A 25,190-nucleotide genomic window follows, 5' to 3' on the forward strand; every position below is an offset into this window, starting at 1 on the left:
GCAACCAGGGGTCGACTTCCCGTCACCCCACCCATTCCCCTACGTTCCGTAACCGTCTCTCCCCGCCGTTCACACCCCGGCCCGTCCCGCTCACCCGCCGTCTCCGCAGCAGGCCGACTGACACCCGAACCACCGTGCCGGCGTGGCGCTGGACGGCCATCGCACTCAGCGTGACCGCCCCGGTCGCCAGCCAGGCCACCGCGAACCCGACGAGCGGCCGATTCGCGAACGCCACCCCGCCGACGTATCCGAGCAGCGCGCTCTGCACCGCCCAGAGCGACGCCCCGACGGCGGTGAACCCGGCGTACCGCCGGACGGGATACCCCACCGCCCCTGCGGTGAACGCCGTCGCCGACCGGACCCCCGGCACATACCGTCCGAGAATGATCAGCGGAGCCCCGTGCCGTCGCATCACCGCGAGCACCCAGTCGTGGATCGCCACCCCACGCCGGCCGCGCCGTAGCCACCGGATCACCGCGCTGCCGCTGCGCCGCCCGATCAGGTACGCGATCCCGTCCCCGACGGCCACCCCCACGGCAGCCGCCAGGATCACCCCGATCAGCATCGGGCGCCCGGTCTCCGCCACACCGACCCCGACGGCCACGATGATCGTCTCGCTGGGGATGAACGGCAGCAGCACATCCAGCAACGCGACAGCCAGGACGACTACCAGCACCCAGCGCCCGGTGGCCAGCAGATCCACGTACTGCGACATCGGCACCTCCCCGTCCCGGGAAGATTCCCAGCCGCGAACGGCCCCCACATGACATCCACGAAGACATCGAGCGTCGCCCCGCCGACACGCTCCCCGCCACACCCCTCGGCTGGTCGTGAGGGGTGCCTCGAGACGCTCGAGGCACCCCTCACGTCCAGCCGAGGGGTGCCTCGAGACGCTCGAGGCACCCCTCACGACCAGCCGAACCGGACCAGCCGAACCGGACCAGCGCTCAGGGGTCCCTCAGAGCGGCTGAGACACCGATGAACGCCGGCTAGAGGCGGCGGATGACCGAGACGACCTTGCCGAGGATGTCGGCGGAGTCGCCGGGGATGACCGGGTAGAGCGGGTTCTGCGGAATCAGGTCCACGTGGCCGTCGTCGCGGCGGCGGAAGGTCTTGACCGTGGCCTCGCCGTCGATCATGGCGGCGACGATCTCGCCGTTCTCGGCTACCGGCTGCTGGCGGACGATGACCACGTCGCCGTCGCAGATGGCCGCGTCGATCATCGAGTCACCCTTGACGTTGAGGGCGAAGAGCGTGCCGTGGCCGACCATCCCCGCGGAGACGGCGAGGTGGTCGGTGACGTTCTGCTCGGCGAGGATCGGGACACCGGCCGCGATGTCACCCAGCACCGGAATGCTCACGACCGGACCGGCCGGACCGGCCGACCCGGGCGAGCGCTGATCGAGATCGGACACGTCGCGGACGTCAACGGCGCGGGAACCGTGCGGCTGGCGGCGCAGCAGGCCGCGCTGCTCCAGGACCTTGAGGTGGTGGGCCACCGACGAGGGCGAGACCAGGCCCACCGCGGCGCCGATCTCGCGCACGGTCGGCGGGTAGCCCCGGTCGCGCACCGAGTCGCGGATCACTCCGAGAATCCGCTCCTGCTTCGGGGTGATTCTCGGTCGTGAATCGTCACCGCCATCGACGCTCATGGCCAGCACCTTACCCCACGCTTCGATCAGATGTACGAACCGTGAGCAGAACCGCACGTTCGGGGGATCCGCAATACCCGACAAAGCACGGCATATCACCGCACGAAAAGCAGGAACAGCCCGGTCCAGGTGCACCCGATCATGAACAGCACCAGAGGCAACTCGTCGGCGAGTGTGATCAGCACCGGACGAGGCGAGTCCTCGGAGCCGTCCGCCGCCAGCGCCGCGTCGTGCGCCACGATCACCCCGAGCACGTGTCCGGCCAGGATGGACGCCACCTGCAGACCGGCGATCACCCCGGGGATCGGCACCACGTCCCAGCTCGCCCCGCCCGCCAGGCCCCACTGCTGAAGCATCAGCAGGACACCGCGCGGCCCCTCCACGATCAGCAGGGACAGGTAGTGGGCGAGGGTGTACCCGACCGCGATCGGAATCAGCGACGCCGTCACGTCCAGCCGCCCGGCCGTCCACCGTACGGCCAGCCAGACCACCGCGCAGACCAGCAGCAGCCCCGCCGTGGCCCAGAGCGGCGCGTACCCCACCCGCTGCACGAACCCGGCCCATGCCGGCGAACCCGACGCGCTATCAAAAACAGTCGAGCCCCACCACACCGCGACGAACGCGGCGGCGCCCCGCCGCAGCGGGGCGGCCAGTGCCCCGAGCGGGATGAGCCGGCCGGCGAGATCGGAGTACACCTCGACGAAGTCACCCCGGGCGAACCACTCCTCACCACGGAGCGCCGCGCAGGTCAGCTGCGTCACGGCGTACGCGGAGATCACGCAACTGACGACCAGCGGATCCGACCGATGCGGCGCGACCAGCTCGAACCAGAGGAAGGCCGTCAGACCGGCGACCGCCGGCCAGACGGCGCGGGAGCCGCTCGGCCGCAGACCGCGCGCGGGCAGGCCCAGCCGGACCAGCAGCCCGAAGATCGTCCGGAGTGGATTGACCGCCCGCCAGACCGGCCCGAGCACGACGCTGACCGGGACCAGGCCGACCCAGAGCCAGATGAAGAGGGCATACGCCGAGACGTCCGAGAGGCCGGCGTAGAGCGCGATGACCAGAACCGGCCACCGCAGCCATCCCTTGGTGACGGCACGCGGGACCGAACCGGCCAGGCGCGGCGACCGCCACCAGAACGCGGCGATCAGGAACGAGACGACGACGGTCGCCGCCCCGGCCTGCAGGACGAGATCCAGCGGAAGCGGAAGATCCGAGGAGCTCCCGATCCCGTGGGCAAGAACGGTCACTTCACCTCGAGCTGGAGCAGCAGCGTGTCCGGGTGCGCCTCGACGTCGAAGAGCCCGGCCCGGTCCGCCACGAAGAGGATGCAGCCCGGTGCCGACGGCTCGACGGAGTACTCCAGGTCGTAGCCGTGCACGTGGACGTCGACGGCGGCGTCCGAGGTCACCCCGAGCAGAACCGGGGTGCCGAGCGGCACCGAGACCCGGTGCGGCGACGGGTCCGCCCTGCCGCCGACCAGCGCGGCCGAGACGGTGACCGCGTTCGGCGCGGCCGACTCGCACGGCGCCGGCACCGCGGCCTGCGACGGCGCGGGCTGGGCACAACCGGCCAGCAGCGCGAGCACGGCGACCATCCCGGGCACCAGGCGACGGCTGGTGACCACCGGCGCGGGCAGCGACGGCTGCTCGGCGACCGGGCGCGGACGGGTCAGCGCGAGCACGCCGAGCAGCGCGAAGACCGCGAAGAGCATGGTCGAGACGAGGAGTACCGCGGAGGCGAGCACCGCGGTGAACGAGGTGAGCGTGGTCGCCTCGAGGAGCACGGTCGCCGCGCCCAGCGTGGGCGGGATCAGCATCACCGACGACCCGAGCATCAGCAGGGCCGAGAACGTGCCGGGCGGAATTCTCACGCGTGCTCCTCCGCGACCTTGTTCTCCACGGGCTTGTTCTCCACGGGCTTGTTCTCCGCGAGCTTGTTCTCCGCGAGCGCCCGCAGCACCCGGGCTCCCGCCACCGCGACGCCCGCGCCGAGCCCGAGGGCCAGCACGACCAGCACCCGCTCGACCACCGCGGGCCCCGCGAACGGCAGCACCGCCCGGTGGAACGAGGTGACGTCGGGCAGCACGAAGACGGCGGTCAGCGCCGCGCCGGCACAGACCGCGAGCACACCGGCCGGACGGCCGCGCCACACCGCGATCACCCCTCCGAGTATCAGGGGCCAGTTCAAGAGGTTGATGCCCGCCGCGCTGAGGAACGTACCGGCCGGCGGCGCCGACGCGACGGCCATCGTGGACCCGGTCACGTGCACGATCGAGGCCACCGCCGCGACCGTCCCGGCGGCGCAGAGCAGCAGGTCACCGCGCTTGATCCGGCGCGCGAGCAGGAGGATCCCGGCCGCCGCCGCGACCGCCGCGAGCCACCACGGCAGCGGCGCGGGCGGCTCCTCGGCGACGAAGACACCCGTCACTGTGACGAGCGTCCCGTTCGCGTCCAGCGTAAAAGACCAATCTCCATCAGTACGCCGTCCGACCGGCGAGACCCGGCTCTCCACCCAGATCAGCTCACCACCCGGCCGGACCGCCCCGGCCGGCGCCGTGACCACGGCGCCGGTGTGGTTGACCAGCCGTACCCGGGCGCCGTCCTCGATGGTGCGCACGGTCAGCCCCGGCACCGCCGGGGTCACCGCCACGACCTCGCTGCGCGCATCGGTCGCCACCAGGCCCCCGGCGTGCGCGGACGCCGGCGCCGCACTGCCCAGCAGCACCGCGGCGACGACGGCCGGCAGGACGAGCAGGCGTCTCACTCGGCGCGCGGGAGGTGTTGCACGCTGCGCGCGACCAACACGGTCCCGGCACCCACGAACGCCGTGAGGGTGAGCAGCCCGCTGACCATGTGCACGTTCCAGCCCACCGTGCCGACCTGGATCTGCCCGACGAGCAGCACCGAGCCCCAGACCAGTGGCGGGGCGACCAGGCCGAGCACGATCCAGCCCGCGTTCACCGGGATGGTGACCAGCGCGTCGGCGACCCGGAGCAGCATCTCCACGATCGGCGCGGCGATCGCCACGGTCAGCTGCGGCCACCAGGCGCGCTCGGAGTCGAACATCAGGTGCATGAGCAGCGCCGGGATCGTGACCAGCGCGGTCGGCAGGCCGATCGGCAGCGCCCAGCGGCGGCCGATGATCACGATCGGGAGCAGTAGCAGTGCGGTGCTCGCGAGGTACCCGTGCACGAGCTGCCCGTCGGTCGAGAAGACCAGCGGGTCCGGGTCGCCGCTGCCCAGGTGGCGGATGCCGAGCGCCGAGGCGTGCAGCGAGTAGATGTGCAGCGGCAGCACCGAGAAGAGCGCCGAGATCGCGACCAGGAAGCCACCGGACACGCCGAGCGTACGGTCGCCGGGGGTCGCGGCGAGCATCAGCGCCGGGCCCATCGCGACCAGCACCATGCCCAGGATGATCAGCTCGTGACTCGGGCTGACGAAGATCTCCAGGTTCTTCTCGATGCCGAAGATGTTGTGCCAGAGCGTGTCCACCCCGCCGCCGACCAGCAGCGACGCCATGCCCGCGATCGGGATGCGCAGCGCGTTCGGCAGGGCCAGCACGTCACGGTAGGTCGGGATGCTCGGCAGCCGGGACTTCATGATCCAGAGCAGCGTGAAGCCGGACGCCGCGATGCCCGAGTAGAGCACCCCGTGCCACGGCGTCCAGAACGTCTCGAGCTCCGGCGTGGTGGCGTGGGCGTACGCGTCCAGCTGAAGCCCGATCACCAGCCAGGCGCTGGCGACCAGCAGCACCCAGCGCTCCCTGGCGGCGAAGGTCACCGCCGGAGCCTCCACCGGTGCCCGTTCCACGAACGTCGTCACGGTTCTCCCCCCTCTGCTCGTCGTCGTGCGGGGACAACCTACATCGCTCCGTGCACATGATTCGATGTACGGGATGTCGATCAGATTGCGGCCCCACCGGCAGATGGTGCACCCGACGGCTAAACAACCACTTGACGCCGCTGGTAGACACCCCCGTCTATGGTGTTCTCCGTGGCGAATCTCCGCGCGGTGCAGAAGCAGATGACCCGCCGCCTGCTACTGGACCACGCGCTCGCGCTCTTCCAGGAGCGGGGCTACGCCGCGACCACGATCGACGAGATCGCCGCGGCGGCCGGCACCACGCGCACCACGTTCTACCTGCACTTCCCGTCCAAGGCCCAGCTGATGCGCGCCCTGATGACCGACGTCGAGACCATCCTCGGCGATTCCGTGGAGTGCCCGCTGGCCGACGTCATCGCCGACGGCGACCCGGGGGCGATCGAACGCTGGCTGACCACCAAGGCGGACCAGTGGTCCACCATCCGCGCCCATCTGACCGCCGCCTACCAGGCCGCCGCCATCGACCCAGAGATCAACAACGCCCTGGAGTCCTGGTCCGACGAGACCATCAGCGCCCTGCTCAAGGGCTTGGAACGAGCCGGCCGCTTCGACCCGTCCACCCGCCAGATGCGCTGCGTGCTCGCCTTCGGCCAGTTCGAGTACCTGGCCCGCCGCTGGCTCCGCTCCGGCTGGCCCAGCGACCGCGACACGGCCATGCGCGCCCTGACCGCCTCCTGGTGCCACCTCCTGCTCACCGAACGCTGACCCCACCGCCCCGTGGAATACGTCGTCAGGCGATCTGTCGAAGGTCGTCGCCGTAGTCGAAGATGATCCGCATAGTCCCCGGCCTTGTTCCCCGCCACCGACAGCACCGTCGGGCTAAACCCGTTCGGAGCGGTCCAGTTGCTCCTCGAGGTGGAAGATCTGGTCGAGGACCAGCATGCCCTCGTCCGGGCGCAGTTCGCCGAGCACCGGGAAGAACTCGGCCATCGCCGCCTGCCAGCGGGCGTTCACCTCGGTGCGCGCCATCGCCGCCTGGGCGCCCGCGAAGTCGTCCGTCACCAGGGTTCCCACCAGCAGGCCGTCCGGGCGCAGGAAGAGCCGGTAGTCGCGCCACCCGGTCTCCCGCAGCGCCGTCAGCATCTCCGGCCAGACCGCCGCGTGCGCTTCCCGGTACGCGTCCAGCTTGGCGGGATCGACCTGCAACGTGAAGCACACATGTGTCATCGGTGATGTCTACACCGCCGCCGATCCGCGGTCCAGTAGGTACGCGACCACCATGTCCGCCAGCATCGTGCGGTAGAACGACCGCCGCGCCGGGTCCAGCGGGTCCCGCCCGAACAGCGTCCCGAACGTGTACTGGTTGGCCACCCGGAAGAAGCAGAACGCGCTGATCATCAGGTGCACGTCGACCGCGTCCACATCGGAGCGGAACAGGCCCGCCGACCGGCCCCGGGACAGCAGTTCGTCCAGCAGGCTCACCGCCGGCGTGTTCAGGTCCACGAGATGCGGCAGCGTCGCCACGTGCTCGCCGCGCTGGATGTTCTCGATCGACACGAGGCGGATGAAGTCCGGGTTCGCCTCGTGGTGGTCGAAGGTCACCTCGGCGATGCGCCGGATCGCCTCGGCCGGCTCCAGGTGGTCGACCTTGACCTGCTGCTCGGCGTCGCGGATCCGCCGGTACGCGTCCTCCAGCACGGCCACGTACAGCTGCCGTTTCCCGCCGAAGTAGTAGTAGATCATCCGCTTCGTGGTGCTGGTCCGGGCCGCGATCTCGTCGACCCGGGCCCCGTTGTAGCCCCGGTCCGAGAACTCCGCGGTCGCCACGGCGAGGATCTCGGCCCTCGTCCGCTCGGCGTCACGACGTCGTTCCACGAATTCCCACCTTGACTTCCATCGATGTACGCCGGATAACTAACGTACTGGTTCGTACATTAGCGGGAGGACCCGCCATGGACGGTTTCCTGATCGGGCTCATCGGCGCCGGCATCCAGACCTCCCTGAGCCCCGCCCTGCACGAAGCCGAGGCCACCCACCTCGGGCTGCGGTATTTCTACCAGCTGATCGACGTCGCCGGATCGAACCACGACACGGGCGAGCTGCTCCGCGCCGCCCGGCTGCTCGGCTTCCGGGGACTCAACATCACCCATCCCGGCAAGCAGCGGGTCCTCGAGCACCTCGACGAGCTCTCCCCCGGGGCCGCCGCGATCGGCGCGGTGAACACCGTGCTCTTCGAGGACGGTCGCGCGATCGGCCACAACACCGACGGCCACGGCTTCACCGAGAGTCTGCGCCGGGGCCTGCCGCACGCCCCGATCTCCTCGGTGGTCCAGCTGGGTGCCGGCGGCGCCGGTGCCGCGGTCGCCTTCTCGATCGTACGGCGCGGAGCCCCCCGCCTGACCATCGTCGACGTCGACGAGTCCCGTGCCGCCCGCCTGGCGCACCGGGCCGGAGCCGAGAGCGCCCCGCCGGCCCGCCTCCCCGACCTGCTGGCCACCGCCGACGGCCTGGTCAACACCACCCCGGTCGGCATGGAGGGCACCCCCGGTCTCCCCCTCGACCCCGCTCTCCTGCACCCCGGGCTCTGGGTCGCCGACATCGTCTACCGCCCCCTGGAGACCGCCCTGCTGCGCGCCGCCCGCGAGGCCGGGTGCGCGACGCTCGACGGCGGGGGCATGGTCGTGCATCAGGCGGCCGAGGCGTTTCGCCTGTTCACCGGCCGTACCCCGGAAATCGCGAGAATGACCCGGCACTTCGCCGAGCTGACCGCCCGGGCCGGCTCCCATGCGTAGGTCGATAGCGACCGTGTCCCTCGACGGCCCGCTCGAGGGGAGGCTGACGGCGGCCGCGCGCGCCGGTTTCGACGCCGTGGAGATCTTCGAACCGGACCTGCTCGACGGGCCGCTCTCCCCCTCGGGCGTCCGGCGGCTGGCGGCCTCGCTCGGCCTCGGCCTCGACCTCTACCAGCCGTTCCGGGACGCGGAGACGACCGATCCGGATCGCTGGCGGGCCACCCTGCGCCGGGCCGGGCGGACGTTCGCCACGATGGCCGAGCTCGGCGCCGACCTGCTGCTGGTCTGCTCCAGCGTGGCGCAGGACGCACCCGCCGACGACGCGCTGACCGCCGCCCAGCTCGCCGAGCTCGCCGACCACGCCGCCGCGCACGGGATGCGGATCGCCTACGAGGCGCTGGCCTGGGGACGGCGGGTGAACGACTACCGGCACGGCTGGCGGATCGTCGACCGGGCCGCTCATCCCGCGCTCGGCGTCTGCCTGGACAGCTTCCACGTACTGAGCCGGGACGACGACCCGGCCGCCATCCGCGACATCCCCGGCCACCGCCTCTTCTTCGTGCAGCTCGCCGACGCGCCCCGGCTGACGCTGGACCTCCTGCAGTGGAGCCGTCACCACCGCCGCCTCCCCGGCCGGGGCGACTTCGACCTGACGACCTTTCTCGGTCACGTACTGGCCACCGGCTACCCCGGCCCGCTCTCCCTGGAGATCTTCAACGACATCACCGGGCGCACCGCCACCGAAGCCCTGCGCTCGCTGATCGCCCTGGAATCGACGCTCTCTGCGAGGTGAACCCGTGTCCCGTCATCCGTTTACCGTCCTCTGCGTTCTCGTCCTGGCGGCAGGTTGCAGCGCCCCCGGATCGAGTAACGACGATGAATCCGACACCTCCGGCCCGATCAAGATCGCGGTGGTCGACGCGCAGAGCGGCCAGCTCAGCTCGCTCGGCGCCTGGGAACTGAAGGGCGCCCGGCTCGCCGTCGACGAGTGGAACGCCGCCGGCGGCATCGACGGCCGGCGGATCCAGCTCGACGTCTTCGACGACCAGGGCGACCCCACCGTCGGCACCAACCTGGCCCGGAAGATCGACAGCGAGGGCTACATCGCGATGATCGGCACCGCGGAGAGCGCCGTCACCATCGCCATGGCCCCGGCGCTGAAGCAGGCCGAGATCCCGAACATCACCTCCGGCCAGTCACCGGGCCTGGTCGCGGTCGGCTCCGAGTTCCTCTTCCTGAACGGCCCGACCAGCACCACGTACGACGAGACGCTCGCCGGGCACGTCGTCGACCGGCAGGGCATCAGGAAGATCGCGATGATCACCAACAACGGGTCGTACGGCAAGGGCGAGCACGACGCGTTCCTGAAGGCGCTGACGACACGGGGCGTCACCCCGCTGACCGACCAGGTGGTGACCGCCGATCAGAAGGACTTCAGCGCCGCCCTCACCACGATCCGCCAGAAGAACCCCGAGCTGATCTTCCTCGGCGCCGAGGAGGTGGAGTCAGGGCTGATCGTCAAGCAGGCCCGTGACCTCGGCATCACCGTCCCGTTCGCCGGCGCCGCGCCGCAGGGCACCCCGGTCTTCCTGGACACCGCCGGGGCGGCGAACGCCGAGGGCACCATCGTCAGCTCGCCGTACCTGAGCAACGACGTCAGCGACGCGTCGAAGAAGTTCGCCGCCGCCTACCAGGCTAAATACAACGAGGCGGCCGAACTGCACGGCGCGAAGGCGTACGACGGCACCCAGATCCTGCTCACCGCCCTGAAGACCAGCGACGCCGCCACCGGCAGGCCGCTCGCCGACGCCATCCGGGCCACGACGTACCAGGGTCTGCTCGGCGACTTCGCCTACGACCGGACCGGGGTCGGCATCTTCGCCACCGCGATCGGCACGATCAAGGACGGCAAGCTCGTCGCGGCGGGCGGCTGACCGATGCAGGTCTTCCTCCAGACCGTGGCCGGCGGGATCAGCCTCGGCGCGGTGTACGCCCTGGTCGCCCTCGGCTTCTCCCTGGTCTACCGGACCATGGGCCTGGTCAACTTCGCGCACGGCAACGTGGTGACGGTGGGCGCCTACCTGGCGTCCACGTTCTTCCTGACCAGCCGGCTTCCGTTCGCCCTGGCCATGCTGCTCGCGATCGGCGTCACCGGGCTGATCGGCCTGGTCATCGAGCGGGTGCTGCGCCCGCTGGAGAACCGGGACTTCGACCTGATGCTGATCGGCACCATCGGCTTCGGCATCGTGCTGGACGCGCTGGTCATCATGATCTGGGGCGCCACCGGCCGCGCCGTACCCAACCCGGTGCCGGTCCGGCCGATCGACCTCTTCGGCCTGCGGATCCGCACGTACGACCTGGTGGTCCTCCTGATCGCCGCCGTCGCGACCACCCTGCTGGTGCTCTTCCTGTCCCGGACCAAGCGCGGCGCCGCGATGCAGGCGGTCGCGATGGACCACGAGGCCGCCACCGCGGTCGGCATCCACGTCGGCCGGAGCAACGCGATCGCCTTCATGATCGGTGCCGGGCTCGCCGCGCTCGCCGGTGGACTGGTCGGCCCGCTGCTCTACGTCAGCCCGGCGCTCGGCGGCGCCCTCGGCATCAAGGGCTTCGCCGCGGCCATCCTCGGCGGCTTCGGCAGCCTGCCCGGCGCGATCCTCGGCGGGCTCGCCATCGGCCTGCTCGACGCGTTCACCGCCGGTCACTTCCAGGGCTACTCCGAACTGGTCACGTTCCTGCTCTTCACCGCGATCATCATGATCCGGCCGACCGGCGTCTTCGGCGAGCGGACGGTGAACCGGGCATGAGGACCGCCCTTCTGATCGGCGCCGCGGGAGCGGCCTGGCTCCTCCCGTACGGCCTCGACTCCTACGCCGTCCACGTCGCCGACATCGTGCTGATCTTCTGCCTGCTCGCGGTCGGGCTCGGGCTCGCCATGGGCATAGGCGGTCAGGTCAACCTCGCGCAGATCGCGTTCTTCGGTGTCGGCGCGTACGTCACCGCGATCCTGACCACCCGGGCCGGCCTGGGCTTCTGGCTCGCCGCAGGGATCGCCGTGCTGGCCAGCGCCGCGATCGGCCTGCTGGTCAGCACCCCCGCGCTCCGCGTCCAGTCGCACTACCTGGGCATCGTCACGCTCGGCCTGGCGCTCGCCTTCACCAACTGGGTCACCAACGCGGAGATCGCCGGCGGCGCCGAGGGCATCCCCGGCATCCCGGCACCCACGTTCCCCGGTGCCGACCTCTCCAACGAGTACCTCTACTACTACCTCGAGCTGATCGTCTTCGGACTCGGGCTCGCCTTCGGGCTCTTCGTGGTGCGTACCTCCCTGGGCCGCCGCCTGCGTGCCATGCGCGACGACGCCCTCGCCGCCGGCGCGCTCGGCGCCGACGTCCCGGTCCTGCGGATGACCGCGTTCCTGCTGGCCGGCGTCTACGGCGGCGTCGCCGGCATCCTCTACGCCGGCCTGATCCGCTACGTGGCCCCGGAGTCGTTCGGCATCGCCACCATGTTCCTGCTCCTCGCCATGGTCATCATCGGCGGCCGGCAGAGCCTGCTCGGCTGCGTCACCGGCGCGATCGTCCTCTCCCTGCTCCGCGAGCTCCTGATCGACTACCCCACCTACGCCCAGATCGCGTACGGCACGGTCGTCGTCCTCACCGTCGTCTTCGCCCCTACGGGCCTCGCCGGCCTACCCCGCCGGTGGTCCCGCTTCGTCCCGTTCTTCCGCTTCCTCTTCCCGTACGCGCCACCCATCACCCCGTCCACTCAAGAGGCGGCGCCCCCTCCGGCAGACCTCTCCCCGGGCCCCGTCCTGTTGGAGATCGCCGGCGTCGGCAAGGACTTCCGCGGTCTGCGGGCCCTCGACGACGTCTCGCTCACCGTCGCCGCCGGCGAGATCCGCGGCGTCGTCGGCCCGAACGGCTCCGGCAAGACCACCCTCTTCAACGTGATCAGCGGCTTCTACCGCCCCACCACCGGCCGCGTCCGCCTCGCCGAGCGTGATGTCACCGGGCTCGCGCCGTACCGGCTCTCCCGGCTCGGCACCGCGCGTACCTTCCAGAACCTGCGGCTCTTCGGCGACCTCACCGTCCGGGAGAACCTGCTGGTCGCCCTGGACCGCACCCGCACCCTGTCCGCCTGGCGCTACCTGCTCGCCCCGATCGGCGTGCTCCGCCGCGACCGCGTCCTGCACCGCCGCGCCGCCGAGCTCCTGGCCGCCTACGATCTGGCCCCGCTCGCCGACCAACTGCCGAGATCCCTCCCGTACGGCACCCAGCGCCGGGTGGAGATCGCCCGCGCGATGGCCACCGCACCGCGCCTGCTCCTGCTCGACGAGCCGGCCGCCGGGCTGAACGGCGAGGAGGTGCACCGGCTGGCCGCCACGGTCCGGGCGATCCGCGACTCCGGCGTCACCGTGGTGATCATCGAGCACAACATGTCCCTGGTCATGTCCCTCTGCGACCGGATCACCGTGCTCGCCGGCGGCCGCGTCATCGCCGAGGGCACCCCGGCCGAGGTGGCCCTCGCGCCCCCGGTGATCGAGGCCTACCTCGGCGACTCGATGACCGGCGACGACCTGCCCACGGAGGTCCCCCGATGACGGCACCCGGCCCTGGACTCACCGTGACCGGTCTGCACGTGCACTACGGCGGAGTCCACGCCGTACGCGACATGAACCTGACCGTGCCACCCGGCGCGGCCATCGGGGTGATCGGCGCCAACGGCGCCGGGAAGACCTCCACGCTGAAGGCCGTCATGGGACTGATCCCGCGCCGGGCCACCGCACTGCGCCTCGGCGACGTCGACCTGCTCCGCGTCCCGGCGCGCGACATGGTCCGGCACGGCGTCGGCTACGTGCCCGAGGGCCGGCACGTCTTCCCCGGTCTCCCGGTCGAACGGAACCTGCTGCTCGGCGCCTACCTCCGCCCGTGGAAGTCGGACACGCTCGCCTCGCTGGACCAGGTCTACACGCTCTTCCCGGTCCTGCGGGAGATGCGCCACCGCCTGGCCGGCGCCCTCTCCGGCGGCCAGCAGCAGATGCTCGCCATCGGCCGCGCGCTGATGTCCCGTCCGCGCCTCCTGCTGCTGGACGAGCCGTCGATGGGCCTCTCCCCGAAGCTGGTCGACGACATCCTCACCGTCCTCCAGCGCCTGCGCGCCGAGGGCCTGGCCCTGCTCCTGGTCGAACAGAACGCCAAGCTCACGTTCGAGGCGACGTCCCACTGCATCGTGGTGGAGAACGGCGCCCCGGCCATGACCGGCCCGTCCGCCACACTCCGCCACGACCCCCGCGTCCGCCAGATCTACCTGGGCCTCTGACTCTCCTGGCCGGCCCTCAGGGGTGCCTGAAGCAGCCGACGCGCGCAAGCGTCACCAGGGGACCTCGCCGTCGTCGTCGAAGAAGCGGCCGGACGGGCCGTCGCCGGGCAGTGTCGCCAGGTGGACGGCGATCGCGGCGCCCTGGGCCGGGGTGCGGGTGCCGCGGAAACCGTTGAGGTCGGTGGCGCAGTAGCCCGGGCACGCCGCGTTGATCCGAATCGGCGTCTCCGCGAGCTCCTTCGCATACTGGACCGTGATCGCGTTCAGGAAGGTCTTCGAGGTCGGGTAGGCCGCGCCGATCGGGCCGGTCTCCGCGGTGAGCCGGCTCTGCTTGGTGAGCGAGCCGACCCCGCTGGACATGTTCACGATCCGGGGCGCGGCGGACCGGTGCAGCAGCGGCAGCATCGCGTTGGTGACCCGGACGACGCCGAGCACGTTCGTCTCCACCACGGCACGGATCACGTCGAGGTCCACCGTGGTCGGCATCTGCGCCATCCCCCCGGTGATCCCGGCGTTGTTGACCAGCACGTCCAGCCGCCCGTACCGCGCCGAGAACAGCGCAGCCGCCGCCGTCACGCTCGCGTCGTCGGTCACGTCCAGCGGCACCGCGAACGCGTCGGCCCCGCCGGCCCGCAGCTTCGCCACCGCGGCGTCCCGGGCCTCGGCGCTGCGGGCGCCCACCCCGACACTCCAGCCGAGCGCGCCGAGGCCCGCCGCGATCTCGTACCCGATCCCCTTGTTGGCGCCGGTGACCAGCGCAATCGTCGTCTCGCTCATGCCATCGATCCTGTCCGTGGCGGGCACACGCGGCCAACACCGATCGGGTTCGCGGCGATACCCGGCGGGTATCGTAGGCGGCATGGAGACCCGGGAACTGCGCTACTTCGTCGCCGTCGCCGAGGAGCTGCACTTCGGCCGGGCCGCGCGCCGCCTCGGCATGGCGCAGCCCCCGCTCTCCCGGGCCATCCAGCAGCTGGAACGCCGTCTCGGCGCCACCCTGCTGGAGCGCGACAGCCACGGCGTCACACTGACCGGCGCCGGTACGGTCCTGCTCCGCGAGGGCCGCGCCGCCCTGGACGCGGTCGACGCCGCCGAGCAGCGCACCCGCCGCGCCGCCGCCGGCACCGCGGGCCTGGTCCTGGTCACCAAGGCGGGCGCGACCGGCGAACTGCTCGCCAAGCTGCTGGACGCGTACGCCGCCGAGCCCGGCTCGGTCCCGGTCGAGATCCTGCTCTGCCGCCCCGGCGAACAGGAGGGCCTGCTCCGCACCGGCCGCGCCGACGTGGCCCTGCTGCACCGCCCCTTCGACGCCACGTCCGGTTTCGACACCGAGGAGCTCGGCACCGAGGGCCAGCTCCTCCTGCTACCCGCCGGGCACCCGGGGAGCACCCGCCCGCACGTCCTGATGTCCGAGATCGACGACCTGGCGGACCTGCCGATGCCCCGCTGGCCCCGGCACGACGGCACCTACCCGGACGGTCCGGGCCCCGAGGTCCTCGACGCGACCCAGCTGTTCCAGCTGATCACCCTGGGCCGGATCCGCGCCATCCTCCCGGAGTCCGTCCGCACCCAGCTCACCGGGGCCATCGTCGCCGTCCCCATCCTGGACGCCCCCCGGGTCACCACGGTGATCGCCTGGCCCCCGCAGAGCCGCTCCCGCCCCCTGGCCGCCTTGATCCAGACCGCGACCCGGCTCTGACCACCCCTCCCTCTTCGTTCTACGCCCGGCCCTTCCCACCCCTCGCCGCCTCAGCAGGTCGAGTGGAAGAGGCCCCCGGTCCCCTGCTCGGCCTGCTCCTCGACCCGCCGAAACCGGAGTTCTACGGCGAGCCGATCCGGCACGGCGCCGCTCTGCCGTGGAGCCCGGGCACCTGACACGACGGAGGAAAGAAGACACACACCGGAGGAAAGAAGACGCGGAACTCGGTCGTACCGGGAATGGCGCTGTCCTTTCCACAGTCAAGGCTTGCCGCGGCCGAGGAGGGTGATCAATGTGACGTGTGTGCGACCACCGCCCAGGGGCATACCTGAGGGCGGATCAACGCTGTACCGAGTGGCATCAGCGCCGTAGAACAACGGGAGCAGGCATGCGGGAACAACAGGGTCAGCGCCATCGCGTCGTCGTCGTGGGTGCCGGGTTCGGCGGGTTGTTCGCGATCAAGGCGCTGCGGAACGCCCCGGTCGACATCACCCTGATCAACGGGACGGCGTACCACCTCTTCCAGCCGCTTCTCTACCAGGTCGCGACCGGCATCCTCTCCGAGGGCGAGGTCGCGCCCCCGATCCGCGAGGTGCTCAAGCGGCAGGACAACGTCGACATCCGGCTCGGCTGGGTCACCGACGTCGACGTCACCGGGAAGGTCGTCTCGGTCGCGGGGCCGGGCATCGACTACACCGTGGAGTACGACACGCTGATCGTCGCCGCCGGATCGTCGCAGTCCTACTTCGGCAACGACCAGTTCGCCGACTACGCGCCCGGCATGAAGAGCATCGACGACGCGCTGGAGTTGCGCGCCCGGATCTTCGGTGCGTTCGAGGTGGCCGACCTGCAGACCGACCCGGAGGCGGCGAAGCGCTGGCTGACCTTCGTGGTGGTCGGCGCGGGCCCGACCGGCACCGAGCTGGCCGGCCAGATCGCCGAGCTCGCCCACCGCAACCTGGCGGGGCAGTACAAACACATCGACCCGCGCGACGCCCGGATCATCCTGGTCGACGCGATCGGCGCGGTGCTGAACACCTTCGGCGACCAGCTCTCCACCCGGGCGCAGGAGCAGTTGGAGAAGCTCGGCGTCGAGGTCCAGCTGAACACCAAGGTGGTCGGTGTGGACGCGAGCGGCATCGAGGTGGAGGACGCGAACGGCCGGCACCGCATCCCCTCGGTGACCAAGGTCTGGGCCGCCGGGGTGGCCGCACCGGCGCTCGGCGGCAAGCTGGCCGCGGCGACCGGCGCGAAGACCGACCGGGCCGGACGTGTCTTCGTGGAGCCGGACACCACGCTCCCCGGCCACCCGGAGATCTTCGTGCTCGGCGACATGATGAACCTCGCCGGCGCCGACGGTAAGCCGTTGCCCGGGGTGGCCCAGGTGGCGATCCAGTCCGGCCGGCACGCCGCCGACCAGATCAAGCGACGTCTGGGCGACCGGGAGCCGGGCCAGCCGTTCCGGTACTTCGACAAGGGCAGCCTCGCGACGATCTCCCGCTTCTCGGCGGTCGCCAGCATCGGCAAGGTGCACCTCTCCGGCTTCCCGGCCTGGGTGGTGTGGGTCGCGGTGCACCTGTTCTACCTGGTCGGCTTCAAGAACCGGGTGACCGCGGTGCTGCACTGGGCGGTCAGCTTCATCGGCCGCGGCCGGTCGGAGCGGGTCGCCACCCAGCAGCAGGCGTTCGCCCGGCGCGCGATGCGCCTCTACGGCGACCCGTTCCGCCGGGACGACGCGGTCGAGTCCCCCCAGAAAGAGGAGGCACGGAAGAAAGAGGAGGCAGGGAAGGAGGAGGCCCCGAAGGCCGACGCCACCACCGGGGAAGCCGCGACGCGGGCCAAGCGGGAGGAGAACACGGGAGCGCGCCCATCGGGGAACTGAACGGGGCATGCGCCCCATGGCCCTCCTTCTCGTCCTGACCCTCGTGACCGCCGGCTGCGGACACCGGGACGACCGGGACGATCGCGTCGTCGCCGGCACCAGCCTCGCCGAGGTCGCCCTGCCGCCCGTGGCCGGCACCATGACGGTCACGCTGGCCGGCGGTGCGTCGCAGCTCACGGTCCACGTGACCGGCGACGCACCGGTCCGCGTCCGGGTGGGCGGCGGCGCCGGCACCGCGACGATCGACGGTGTACGTCACACCGGAATAACCGGAGGCACCGATTTCACCCCGCCCGGTTGGGCCACCGCCACCGGCCGTTACGACATCGACCTCACGTCGGGCGTCTCCAACCTGACCGTCGACCGGCGGTAACCCGACGCCGGTGGACGATGTAGCGTGTACCGGCCCCCGCAGACCAGCACGAAAGAGGCCTGGATTGATCCCGGTGACCGTCGCCAGCGTCCTCGCACCCCGAGAGCCGGCGCTCGCCCCGGTCTTCGGGACGCTGACCCTCTTCACCGGGCGGATGGGTTCCGGCAAGAGCACCCTGGCCCTGCAGAACGCGTTCAACCGCACCCAGGCCGGCCGCCCCGGCATCCTGCTGACCAGCCAGGACCGGGCCGGCGAGGGCATCATGTCGTCCCGCCTCGGCGTGACCGCCGACGCCATCGAGGTCGACCCGTCGATGGACCTGGCCGAGCTGGTCACCGCGCGCGTCCCGGCCGGCGGTTTCGTGATCGCCGACGAGGCCCAGTTCCTGACGCCGGACCAGGTCGAGCAGCTCGCCTGGGCCGCCGACGAGCTCGGCGTCGACATCGACTGCTACGCGATCATCACGGACTTCCTCTCGCACCTCTTCCCCGGCGCGCAGCGACTGATCGAGCTCTCCGACGTGATCGTCCCGCTCCAGGTCGAGGTCACCTGCTGGTGCGGCCGCCCGGGCCGGCAGAACGCCCGGATCGTCGACGGCGAGGTCGCCCGCGCCGGCGCCCAGGTCGCGGTCGGCGACACCACGGAGACCGCCGCGGTCGCCTACCGGGTCCTCTGCCGCCGTCATTGGCGCAACGGCGAGCCCGGCCCCGCCCACGAGATCTAGCCCGTACCCCAGGAAACCCGGTCGACGGTCCACATGTCGGCGGTCTGCAGCTCCACCGAGCCGCCCGCGTCGTCCATGAACTGGCGGCCCGGGCCGAGCCTGACCTCGCGCGCCTCGCCCGGCCGCAGGATGTCGGTGCTCAGGTAGCGCTGCAGATACGGCCGGCCGAACACCACGTGCCCCTGCAGGTCGACCGGCTCCGCACCGGTGTTGACCAGCTCGATCCTCTCCGGGTAGGTGTACCTCACCCGCAGCGACACCTTGCCCTTCAGCGGGCTCGTGCACGCCACCCGGCACGGGTACATCATCCAGCCGCGCAGATCCCCCTGCGGATCGAAGAGGTACGCCCCGTCCCCCACCACATGCCGCCCCGGATCCACGTTCGTGAAGATCGGCGAGGTCAGCCCCCAGTACTTGTCGGTCACGGTGTCGGTCCCCGAGCCGACGTGCACGTAGACCGCCCCGCCCGCCGGAATCACGGTTCCACGAGCGAACGTGTACCGCCGCAGCCCCGAGTCGCGGACCCACCAGCCGCCGACCGGTACGTCCGCCGCCGTCGGGTTACCGATTCTGATCCATTCGCCGTTGAGGTTCAGGTCGTCGTCGCCGTCCGCGTCGCTGTTCGCCCAGACGGTCAGCTTCGCGGCCTGCGACGGGCCCGACCCGCACGAGTCGGTGTCGAACAGCCGCTTACCCTCGTGTGACGCGTACGCCGACGCCAGCTCATACGTCGAGTCCCACGCCCATTCCCCGCCGAACGGCAGCCAGAGCGCGTACCCGTTGCGTACCAGATCGAGACCGATGTCCTGCCACGTGCCGTTGATCTTTACCGAGACCGATCGGAGCGGCCGGTTGCGGCTGGAGCTGCCGGAGTTGATCGCGGTCATCCGGACCACGCCCCTGCCCGCCCGGACCATCGACTCCACCCGCGCGGTCGCCTCCAGGCTGTGGCACTCGCCGCGGCGCTTCGCGGGCTGCGGCGAGTAGACGTGCTGCTCCATCGCCTGTACGCCGATCAAGCGGATCGACACGGGCGTCTTCGTGCCGTCGCCGTTGACGTCGACGAGGAGCGTGTCGCCGTCCGGTACCCAGGCCACCTTCCCGGTCCAGACCTGGCAGCGCGGGCTCCCGGTGGCCTGCCGGCACATCCCGGTCGCCGCCGCGGCGCCGGTCGCGGGCAACCCGGCGAGGGCGAGGGCGGAAGCGGTCACCAGGGAGGCGAGACGGCGCAGCACGCCCGATAGATCGGTCCGAGGTCAGACCTTCTGAGGGAGTCCGTCCGGGTGCGGTCAGCGCACGCTTGCGGTTCGGGACTTCCGGGTACGCTCGAGAGCCGCCCGGGAGACACGCACCCGGTTCCGCCCGCTCCGCTTCGCCTCGTAGAGCTGGACGTCGGCCCCCGCCAGCAGCTCGGCCTGGGTCATCCCCGGGGTGACCGCCTCCGCCCCGATGCTCACCGTCACCGGCAGGTCCCCGGTCACCGGCCGCCACGCGTACCCGGCCACCGCGATCCGCACCCGTTCCAGGTACGCGCTCGCCTCGTCCCCGTCCATCCCGCCCACGACCAGCAGGAACTCCTCCCCGCCGAGCCGTGCCGCGATGCCACCCGCCGGTTCCGCCTCGGCGAGCAGGCGGGCCACGTCGACCAGCACCCGGTCGCCGACCTCGTGGGTGCACTGGTCGTTGATCCGCTTGAAGTGGTCGAGGTCGAGCAGCGCGGCCCAGAGCGGCACCCCGGTCCGCCCGGCGTGCGCGATCATGCCGGGCAGCTGCTCGTCGACGTACCGGCGGTTGCGCAGCCCGGTGAGCGGGTCGCGGCGGGCCTGCTCGCGGAACTGCTCGGCCTCCTGCCGGGCCTCGTTGACCTCGTAGAGCGCCTGCCGGTTGCGGGCCTGCGCCTCCCGGGCCGCGGAGAGCACGTCCTTCTCCGCCGCGTGGAACCGCTTGTACTCGGCGTACGCGCTCGCGAAGTCCCCGATCGCGGCGAAGAGCTCGGCCTGCTCCTGCATCACCCGGACCATGATCTCGCCGTGCCCGTGCGCCTCGCACTGCGCCCGGCACTCGTCCAGGGTGTCCTGCGCGGCCCCGGTCTCGCCCTGCAGCCGCCGGGTGATCGCCAGGGTGAGCAGGAACTCCGGCAGCGAGTCCGCCTCCTGCGGCCCGTCCGGGTACGCCGCGATCGCGGTCAGGATGGTGTGCTCGGCCTCGGCGTACGCCCCGAGCGCGATCTGCACGCTGGCGATGGTGTCCAGGTCGTTCGGGTCGAGCCGGTGCCCGTTCATCGCGGCGACCGCGCGCATCCGCCGGATCACCGCCCAGGCCTGCTGCGGCTCGTCGGCGAGGTACTCGGCGTACGCGTGGTTGTTCAGCACCATGATGGTGTCGCGGATGTCGCTGCTGTGCCGGGCGAGCGCCTCGGCCTGCCGGTACCGCTCGCGGGCCGCCTCGATCGAACCGGTCTCGGTCAGCGCGTCGGCGTACTTGACCACGTACGGCAACCGCCGACGGGGCGGAACCGAGTCCTCCAGGGCCTCGACCGCGGCGACCGCGTGCTCCAGCAGCGCCGCCACGTCACCCAGGTTCCGGTAGGTGCGCCCGAGCAGCAGGTGACTGCGCGCGATCAGGTAGCGGATGCCGTGCGCCTGCGCCCACTCGTTGATCAGCCACATCGCCTCGGCGGCCGCCTTGAGCGATCCGGTCCGCTCCGCCACGTCGGCCTGGATCAGCCGGGCCCGCATCCGGGACACGTCGTCGCCGTCGTTCGCCGCGTCCAGCTCCACCTCGGCGGCGCGTGCCGCGCGTCCGGCGGGATCCCGCCCGACCCAGTCCTCGAGGTCGTCGAGTTCCGCGGCCCGGGCCGCGAAAGCGGCAGGAGCGGCGGCGTTACCGCCGGGCACCCGCGTCACGGCGACTCCGATCACGCCGCTCCATCGGCTCAGGTCTCCCGCATCGTAGGTTTCCGCCCCTCACCCGGTCATCGTCCCCGCACCCGGGGCTCACGGCAAGGTGGCCTTTCCGGCACGGGAGATCGTTAGCTAGGCTAAAGACCCATCCGGTAAGGAGCGCCGCTTGTCCTCCACCCCGCGCCGCGCCCCGAAGGCCGGCATCCATCCCGACCCCTCGAAGAGCTGGCTGCGGCGCGCCTGGCCGCTGCTCCGCGCGCACCGCACCCTGCTGGCCACGTCGCTGACGCTCAGCTTCGCCGGCCTGATCGTGCAGGTCCAGATCCCGAACCTGGTCCGGATCGGCATCGACCGCGCGCTGGTCGCCCACACCGCCGGCCTCGCCGGCTACGTCTGGCTGATCGCCGGCCTGGCGGTGGCCCAGGGCGTGATCAACTACCTGGCGAGGCTCTACCTCCTGCGTACGGCCTATGAGCTGGAGTACGACCTGCGCACGATCGTCTTCGGCCACTTCATGCGGATGTCGTACGGCTTCTACGACCGGGTCCAGTCCGGCGAGCTGATGTCGCGGGCCACCTCGGACATCCGCGCCGTCCAGATGTACCTCACGTTCGGCCCGTCGATCCTGGTGCAGTGCCTGATCGCGGTGATCGCGTTCGCGCTGATGGTCGCGGTCAACCCGCTCCTCGCCGTGGTCTCGATGCTGACCATGCCGGCGATCGCGGTCCTCGGTGTACGGATGCGCAAGGCGATCTTCCCGGTCTCCTGGCTGATCCAGTCCCGGCTGGCCGGCATCGCCACCGTCGTCGACGAGAACATCCAGGGCGTACGCATCGTCAAGGCGTTCGCCGCCGAACAGCGCCAGATCGACACGCTGGCCGGTGCCGCGGACCGGGTGCGGTGGGCGTACACGACCGACGCGCGGATCCGCAGCCGCTGGATCCCGGTGATGGACAACATGCCACGGCTCGGTCTCGCGCTGGTCCTGCTGGTCGGCGGCCTGATGGTCCTGAACGGTCACGCGACCGTCGGCACCGTGGTCGCGTTCAACTCCTACGTGCTGATGCTCCAGCCCCCGTTCCGGATGCTCGGCATGATCATCATGATGGGGCAGCGCGCGGCCGCCTCCTCCCAGCGCATCTACGAGATCCTGGACACGCCCGCCGAGATCGTCGAGCCCGCCGCACCGGTCGCCCCGTCGCCCGAGGGTGACCTGCTCTTCCGGGACGTCCGGTTCGCGTACCCCGACGGAACGCTCGCGCTCGACGGCCTGAACCTGCACATCCGCCCGGGTGAGACGGTGGCCCTGGTCGGCGCCACCGGCGCCGGGAAGTCGACGGTGGGACGCCTCGCCGCCCGCTTCTACGACGTCAGCGCGGGCAGCGTCGAGCTGGACGGCGTCGACGTCCGCGACTATCCGCTGGCCACGCTCCGCGACCGGGTCGGCATCGTGCCCGACGAGCCGTTCCTCTTCTCGGTGTCGCTGCACGACAACATCGCCTTCGGCCGCCCGGAGGCGACCCGCGAGCAGGTGATCGCCGCGGCGCGTGCCGCGGGCGCCGACGGTTTCATTCACGAGCTTGCTTCCGGGTACGACACGGTCGTCGGCGAACGCGGCTACACGCTCTCCGGAGGCCAGCGGCAGCGGGTGGCCATCGCGCGCGCCCTGCTGGTCAATCCGCCGGTGCTGATCCTCGACGACGCCACCAGCGCCGTCGACGTCCGCGTCGAGCACGAGATCCACGAGTCCCTGCGCGACCTGATGCGGCACCGCACCACGATCGTGGTCGCCCACCGCCTCGCCACGATCAACCTGGCCGACCGCGTCCTGCTGATCGACGGCGGCCGCGTCGTCGCCGACGGCACCCACGCGTCGCTGCTCGCCACCGAGCCGCGCTACGCCCGGGTCCTGGCCGCCTCCGGAGAGAGTGCCGCCGCCGGAGAGAGTGCCGCCGCCGGAGAGAAGGAGCCCGTCGCGTGAGCATGTTCGGAGGAGGATTCGGCGGCCCCGGCGGCGGACCGGGATCCGGCGCGATCGGCGGCATGGGCGGCGTCGGCGCCGGCCGGCGGGACCGTCAGCAGTCCGGCACCCCGTTCGCCGGCATCCCGCCGGAGCTGGCCGCCGGCGTCGCCCGCCTGGAATCCGGCGAGCCGCCGCACCCCGCGCCGAACGAGCCGTTCCACCAGCGTCCCGGCACCACCCGGCTCACGCTCTGGTCCCTGCTCGCGAACCGCCCGGCCGTCCTCGCCACCGCCGCCGTCGCCGTCCTCGCCGAGGCGCTGCTGCTCCAGGCCGGTCCGCTGCTCGTCCAGATCGGCATCGACCACGGCATCGTGGCCCGCGACGTCCGCGTCCTCGTCGCCGCGGCGGTCGCCTTCCTGGCCGCGGTCGCGCTCACCGCCGTCGCGTCCGGCGTGCGCATCCGCCAGAGCGGCCGCCTCGCCGCCTACGTCACCCGTGACCTGCGCGTCCGCGTCTTCTCCCACCTGCAGCGGCTGAGCCTGGACTTCTACACGACCGAGAAGGCCGGCGTCACGATGACCCGGATGACCTCCGACGTCGAGGCCCTCCAGCAGCTGCTCCAGGAGGGTTTCGCCCAGTTCCTCATCCAGGGCCTGACCATGGTCGTGGTCACCGCCGTCCTGGTGCACTACGACGCCGAACTCGCCGCGATCACCCTGCTGCTGGTGGTCCCGCCGCTCCTCGCCCTGTCGATCTGGTTCCGCCGCGCCGCCGACCTGGGCTACAACCGCCAGCGCGACGCCATCGCGGCCCTCTTCAGCCACCTCTCCGAAAGCCTTTACGGGGTACGGGTCATCACCGCCCACAACCAGCAGACCCGCAACGTCGTCGAGCACCGGGAGGTGGTCGGCGCCTACCGGGACGCCAACGACCACACCGGCCGGATCAACGCCGTCTACGGACCCGGTACGTCGGTGATCGGCCTGCTCGGCCTGGCCGCGCTGCTGCTCATCGGCGGCCGGATGGTGCTCCGGGACGAGCTGACCATCGGCGAGCTGACCGCGTTCGTGCTCTACCTGAACGCCTTCTTCCAGCCCGTCCAGCAGCTCGTCCAGCTCTACACGAACTACCAGCAGGCCCGTGCCGCGCTGGGCAAGCTCCGCGGACTGCTCGGCACGGTTCCGGGCGTACCCGAATCCCCTCAGGCGATCCCGCTGCCGCCGGCGAGCGGCCGCATCGAGCTGCGCGACGTCACGTTCGGCTACACCCCGTCCCGCCCGGTCCTGCGCGACGTCTCCGTGCACATCTCCCCCGGCGAGACCATCGCCTGCGTCGGCCCGACCGGCGCCGGCAAGTCCACCCTGGCCAAGCTGGTCGCCCGCCTCTACGACCCGGACACCGGCACCGTCCTGATCGACGGCCACGACCTGCGCGACGTCACCCTGGACTCACTCCACCGCCAGATCGGCGTGGTACCCCAGGAGCCCTTCCTCTTCGCCGGCACCCTGCGCGACAACATCGCCTTCGCCCGCCCCGACGCCCCGCTCGCCGAGATCGAGGCCGCCGTCGACGCGGTCGGCCTCCGCGACCTGGTGACCCGCTCCCCCGACGGCCTGGACACCCTCCTGCACGAGCGGGGCCAGTCCGTCTCCTCCGGCGAACGCCAGCTCATCGCCCTGGCCCGCGTCTTCGTGGCCGCCCCACGCGTGGTCGTCCTCGACGAGGCGACATCCAGTCTCGACCTCCGCTCCGAACTCCGGGTCGAGGCCGCCGTCCAGCGCCTCCTGGAGGGCCGCACCGCCATCCTGGTCGCCCACCGCCTCTCCACCGCCCGCCGCGCCGACCGCATTCTCCTGATCTCCGACGGCCACATCCTCGAGTCCGGCACCCACGACGAGCTGCTGACCCTCAACGCCCACTACGCCACCATGTACGCCACCTGGCAATCCCACTCCCCCGCCTGAAGCCCACCCCACCACCGCTCGCCGCCACCCACCGCCACCGCCCGGCCGCCTCACCAGCCGTCGCATCACCGGGCTGTGCACGCGACGACCCG

At 71.5% G+C, this 25,190-nt stretch carries 24 protein-coding genes; 13 read left to right on the forward strand and 11 right to left on the reverse strand.

Translation table 11 applies throughout. The features are described 5' to 3' along the window. Positions 1–22 precede the first annotated feature (22 nt). The 6 genes from AB0M08_RS05040 to AB0M08_RS05065 form a co-directional block, all read right to left on the reverse strand. Positions 23–715 (reverse strand): DedA family protein, encoded by a 693-nt coding sequence (locus tag AB0M08_RS05040; protein ID WP_364488587.1) that lies wholly within the window; start codon positions 713–715, stop codon positions 23–25. A gap of 274 nt (positions 716–989) precedes the next feature. Continuing rightward, positions 990–1,652, reverse strand: coding sequence for a transcriptional repressor LexA (gene lexA, locus AB0M08_RS05045; RefSeq protein ID WP_364488590.1), 663 nt, complete (start codon positions 1,650–1,652; stop codon positions 990–992). 95 nt (positions 1,653–1,747) lie between these two features. Beyond that, a complete protein-coding gene (locus tag AB0M08_RS05050; protein WP_364488592.1) occupies positions 1,748–2,902 on the reverse strand; it encodes a hypothetical protein in 1,155 nt (384 codons plus the stop codon). Continuing rightward, on the reverse strand, positions 2,899–3,525 hold the full coding sequence (locus AB0M08_RS05055; RefSeq protein ID WP_364488595.1) for a hypothetical protein: 627 nt from the start codon (positions 3,523–3,525) through the stop codon (positions 2,899–2,901). The genes AB0M08_RS05050 and AB0M08_RS05055 overlap by 4 nt, the downstream gene beginning before the upstream one ends. Beyond that, on the reverse strand, positions 3,522–4,418 hold the full coding sequence (locus tag AB0M08_RS05060; RefSeq protein ID WP_364488598.1) for a hypothetical protein: 897 nt from the start codon (positions 4,416–4,418) through the stop codon (positions 3,522–3,524). Before AB0M08_RS05060 ends, AB0M08_RS05055 begins: the two co-directional genes overlap by 4 nt. Beyond that, on the reverse strand, positions 4,415–5,476 hold the full coding sequence (locus tag AB0M08_RS05065) for a hypothetical protein (protein ID WP_364488601.1): 1,062 nt from the start codon (positions 5,474–5,476) through the stop codon (positions 4,415–4,417). The genes AB0M08_RS05060 and AB0M08_RS05065 overlap by 4 nt, the downstream gene beginning before the upstream one ends. A gap of 171 nt (positions 5,477–5,647) precedes the next feature. On the opposite strand from AB0M08_RS05065, the gene AB0M08_RS05070 reads away from it, so the two are divergent. Then, positions 5,648–6,241 (forward strand): helix-turn-helix domain-containing protein, encoded by a 594-nt coding sequence (locus AB0M08_RS05070; RefSeq protein WP_364488604.1) that lies wholly within the window; start codon positions 5,648–5,650, stop codon positions 6,239–6,241. 114 nt (positions 6,242–6,355) lie between these two features. Here AB0M08_RS05070 and AB0M08_RS05075 read toward each other — a convergent pair whose 3' ends face one another. Beyond that, complete coding sequence (locus AB0M08_RS05075) at positions 6,356–6,703, reverse strand: L-rhamnose mutarotase (protein ID WP_364488607.1); 348 nt, start codon at positions 6,701–6,703, stop codon at positions 6,356–6,358. 9 nt (positions 6,704–6,712) lie between these two features. Then, a complete protein-coding gene (locus AB0M08_RS05080) occupies positions 6,713–7,351 on the reverse strand; it encodes a TetR/AcrR family transcriptional regulator (RefSeq protein ID WP_364488610.1) in 639 nt (212 codons plus the stop codon). 77 nt (positions 7,352–7,428) lie between these two features. Here AB0M08_RS05080 and AB0M08_RS05085 point away from each other — a divergent pair, with 77 nt between their 5' ends. The 6 genes from AB0M08_RS05085 to AB0M08_RS05110 are packed head-to-tail and all read left to right on the forward strand — an operon-like array spanning position 7,429 to position 13,590. Then, the gene (locus AB0M08_RS05085; RefSeq protein ID WP_364488613.1) at positions 7,429–8,268 is read left to right on the forward strand and encodes a shikimate dehydrogenase; all 840 of its coding nucleotides are present in this window, start codon (positions 7,429–7,431) and stop codon (positions 8,266–8,268) included. Further along, positions 8,261–9,061: a sugar phosphate isomerase/epimerase family protein gene (locus AB0M08_RS05090; RefSeq protein WP_364488616.1), complete on the forward strand. Its 801-nt coding sequence runs from the start codon at positions 8,261–8,263 to the stop codon at positions 9,059–9,061. The genes AB0M08_RS05085 and AB0M08_RS05090 overlap by 8 nt, the downstream gene beginning before the upstream one ends. A gap of 4 nt (positions 9,062–9,065) precedes the next feature. Continuing rightward, positions 9,066–10,202 carry an ABC transporter substrate-binding protein gene (locus tag AB0M08_RS05095; RefSeq protein ID WP_364488619.1) on the forward strand — a complete coding sequence of 379 codons (1,137 nt, stop codon included), beginning with the start codon at positions 9,066–9,068 and terminating at the stop codon, positions 10,200–10,202. Between the two features lie 3 nt (positions 10,203–10,205). After that, entirely contained in the window at positions 10,206–11,075 is an 870-nt protein-coding gene (locus tag AB0M08_RS05100) for a branched-chain amino acid ABC transporter permease (protein ID WP_364488622.1), read from the forward strand. Beyond that, positions 11,072–12,871, forward strand: a complete 1,800-nt coding sequence (locus AB0M08_RS05105) for a branched-chain amino acid ABC transporter ATP-binding protein/permease (RefSeq protein ID WP_364488625.1) — start codon at positions 11,072–11,074, stop codon at positions 12,869–12,871. The genes AB0M08_RS05100 and AB0M08_RS05105 overlap by 4 nt, the downstream gene beginning before the upstream one ends. Continuing rightward, entirely contained in the window at positions 12,868–13,590 is a 723-nt protein-coding gene (locus AB0M08_RS05110) for an ABC transporter ATP-binding protein (protein WP_364488628.1), read from the forward strand. Before AB0M08_RS05105 ends, AB0M08_RS05110 begins: the two co-directional genes overlap by 4 nt. Positions 13,591–13,641: 51 nt before the next feature. On the opposite strand, the gene AB0M08_RS05115 is transcribed toward AB0M08_RS05110, so the two are convergent. Beyond that, positions 13,642–14,367 carry an SDR family oxidoreductase gene (locus tag AB0M08_RS05115; RefSeq protein ID WP_364488631.1) on the reverse strand — a complete coding sequence of 242 codons (726 nt, stop codon included), beginning with the start codon at positions 14,365–14,367 and terminating at the stop codon, positions 13,642–13,644. 82 nt (positions 14,368–14,449) lie between these two features. Here AB0M08_RS05115 and AB0M08_RS05120 point away from each other — a divergent pair, with 82 nt between their 5' ends. The 4 genes from AB0M08_RS05120 to AB0M08_RS05135 all read left to right on the forward strand — a co-directional run bounded on the left by AB0M08_RS05120 (position 14,450) and on the right by AB0M08_RS05135 (position 18,268). After that, positions 14,450–15,289: a LysR family transcriptional regulator gene (locus tag AB0M08_RS05120; protein WP_364488634.1), complete on the forward strand. Its 840-nt coding sequence runs from the start codon at positions 14,450–14,452 to the stop codon at positions 15,287–15,289. A gap of 388 nt (positions 15,290–15,677) precedes the next feature. Next, a complete protein-coding gene (locus AB0M08_RS05125; RefSeq protein WP_364488636.1) occupies positions 15,678–17,171 on the forward strand; it encodes an NAD(P)/FAD-dependent oxidoreductase in 1,494 nt (497 codons plus the stop codon). A 16-nt stretch (positions 17,172–17,187) separates the two neighbouring features. Continuing rightward, a complete protein-coding gene (locus AB0M08_RS05130; protein WP_364488639.1) occupies positions 17,188–17,544 on the forward strand; it encodes a hypothetical protein in 357 nt (118 codons plus the stop codon). A gap of 73 nt (positions 17,545–17,617) precedes the next feature. Next, a complete protein-coding gene (locus AB0M08_RS05135) occupies positions 17,618–18,268 on the forward strand; it encodes a thymidine kinase (protein ID WP_364488642.1) in 651 nt (216 codons plus the stop codon). On the opposite strand, the gene AB0M08_RS05140 is transcribed toward AB0M08_RS05135, so the two are convergent. Both AB0M08_RS05140 and AB0M08_RS05145 read right to left on the reverse strand, forming a co-directional pair. After that, entirely contained in the window at positions 18,265–19,503 is a 1,239-nt protein-coding gene (locus AB0M08_RS05140; protein ID WP_364488645.1) for a lamin tail domain-containing protein, read from the reverse strand. The two genes, AB0M08_RS05135 and AB0M08_RS05140, sit on opposite strands and share 4 nt — an antisense overlap. A 54-nt stretch (positions 19,504–19,557) precedes the next feature. Continuing rightward, a complete protein-coding gene (locus AB0M08_RS05145; protein WP_364488648.1) occupies positions 19,558–21,189 on the reverse strand; it encodes a diguanylate cyclase in 1,632 nt (543 codons plus the stop codon). A 148-nt stretch (positions 21,190–21,337) separates the two neighbouring features. Here AB0M08_RS05145 and AB0M08_RS05150 point away from each other — a divergent pair, with 148 nt between their 5' ends. Both AB0M08_RS05150 and AB0M08_RS05155 read left to right on the forward strand, forming a co-directional pair. After that, on the forward strand, positions 21,338–23,152 hold the full coding sequence (locus tag AB0M08_RS05150; RefSeq protein WP_364488651.1) for an ABC transporter ATP-binding protein: 1,815 nt from the start codon (positions 21,338–21,340) through the stop codon (positions 23,150–23,152). A 2-nt stretch (positions 23,153–23,154) separates the two neighbouring features. After that, complete coding sequence (locus AB0M08_RS05155) at positions 23,155–25,098, forward strand: ABC transporter ATP-binding protein (protein WP_364488951.1); 1,944 nt, start codon at positions 23,155–23,157, stop codon at positions 25,096–25,098. The last annotated feature ends 92 nt before the right edge of the window (positions 25,099–25,190 follow it).

Source organism: Actinoplanes sp. NPDC051851, assembly GCF_040681165.1.
In the GTDB taxonomy this organism is placed as follows: domain Bacteria; phylum Actinomycetota; class Actinomycetes; order Mycobacteriales; family Micromonosporaceae; genus Actinoplanes.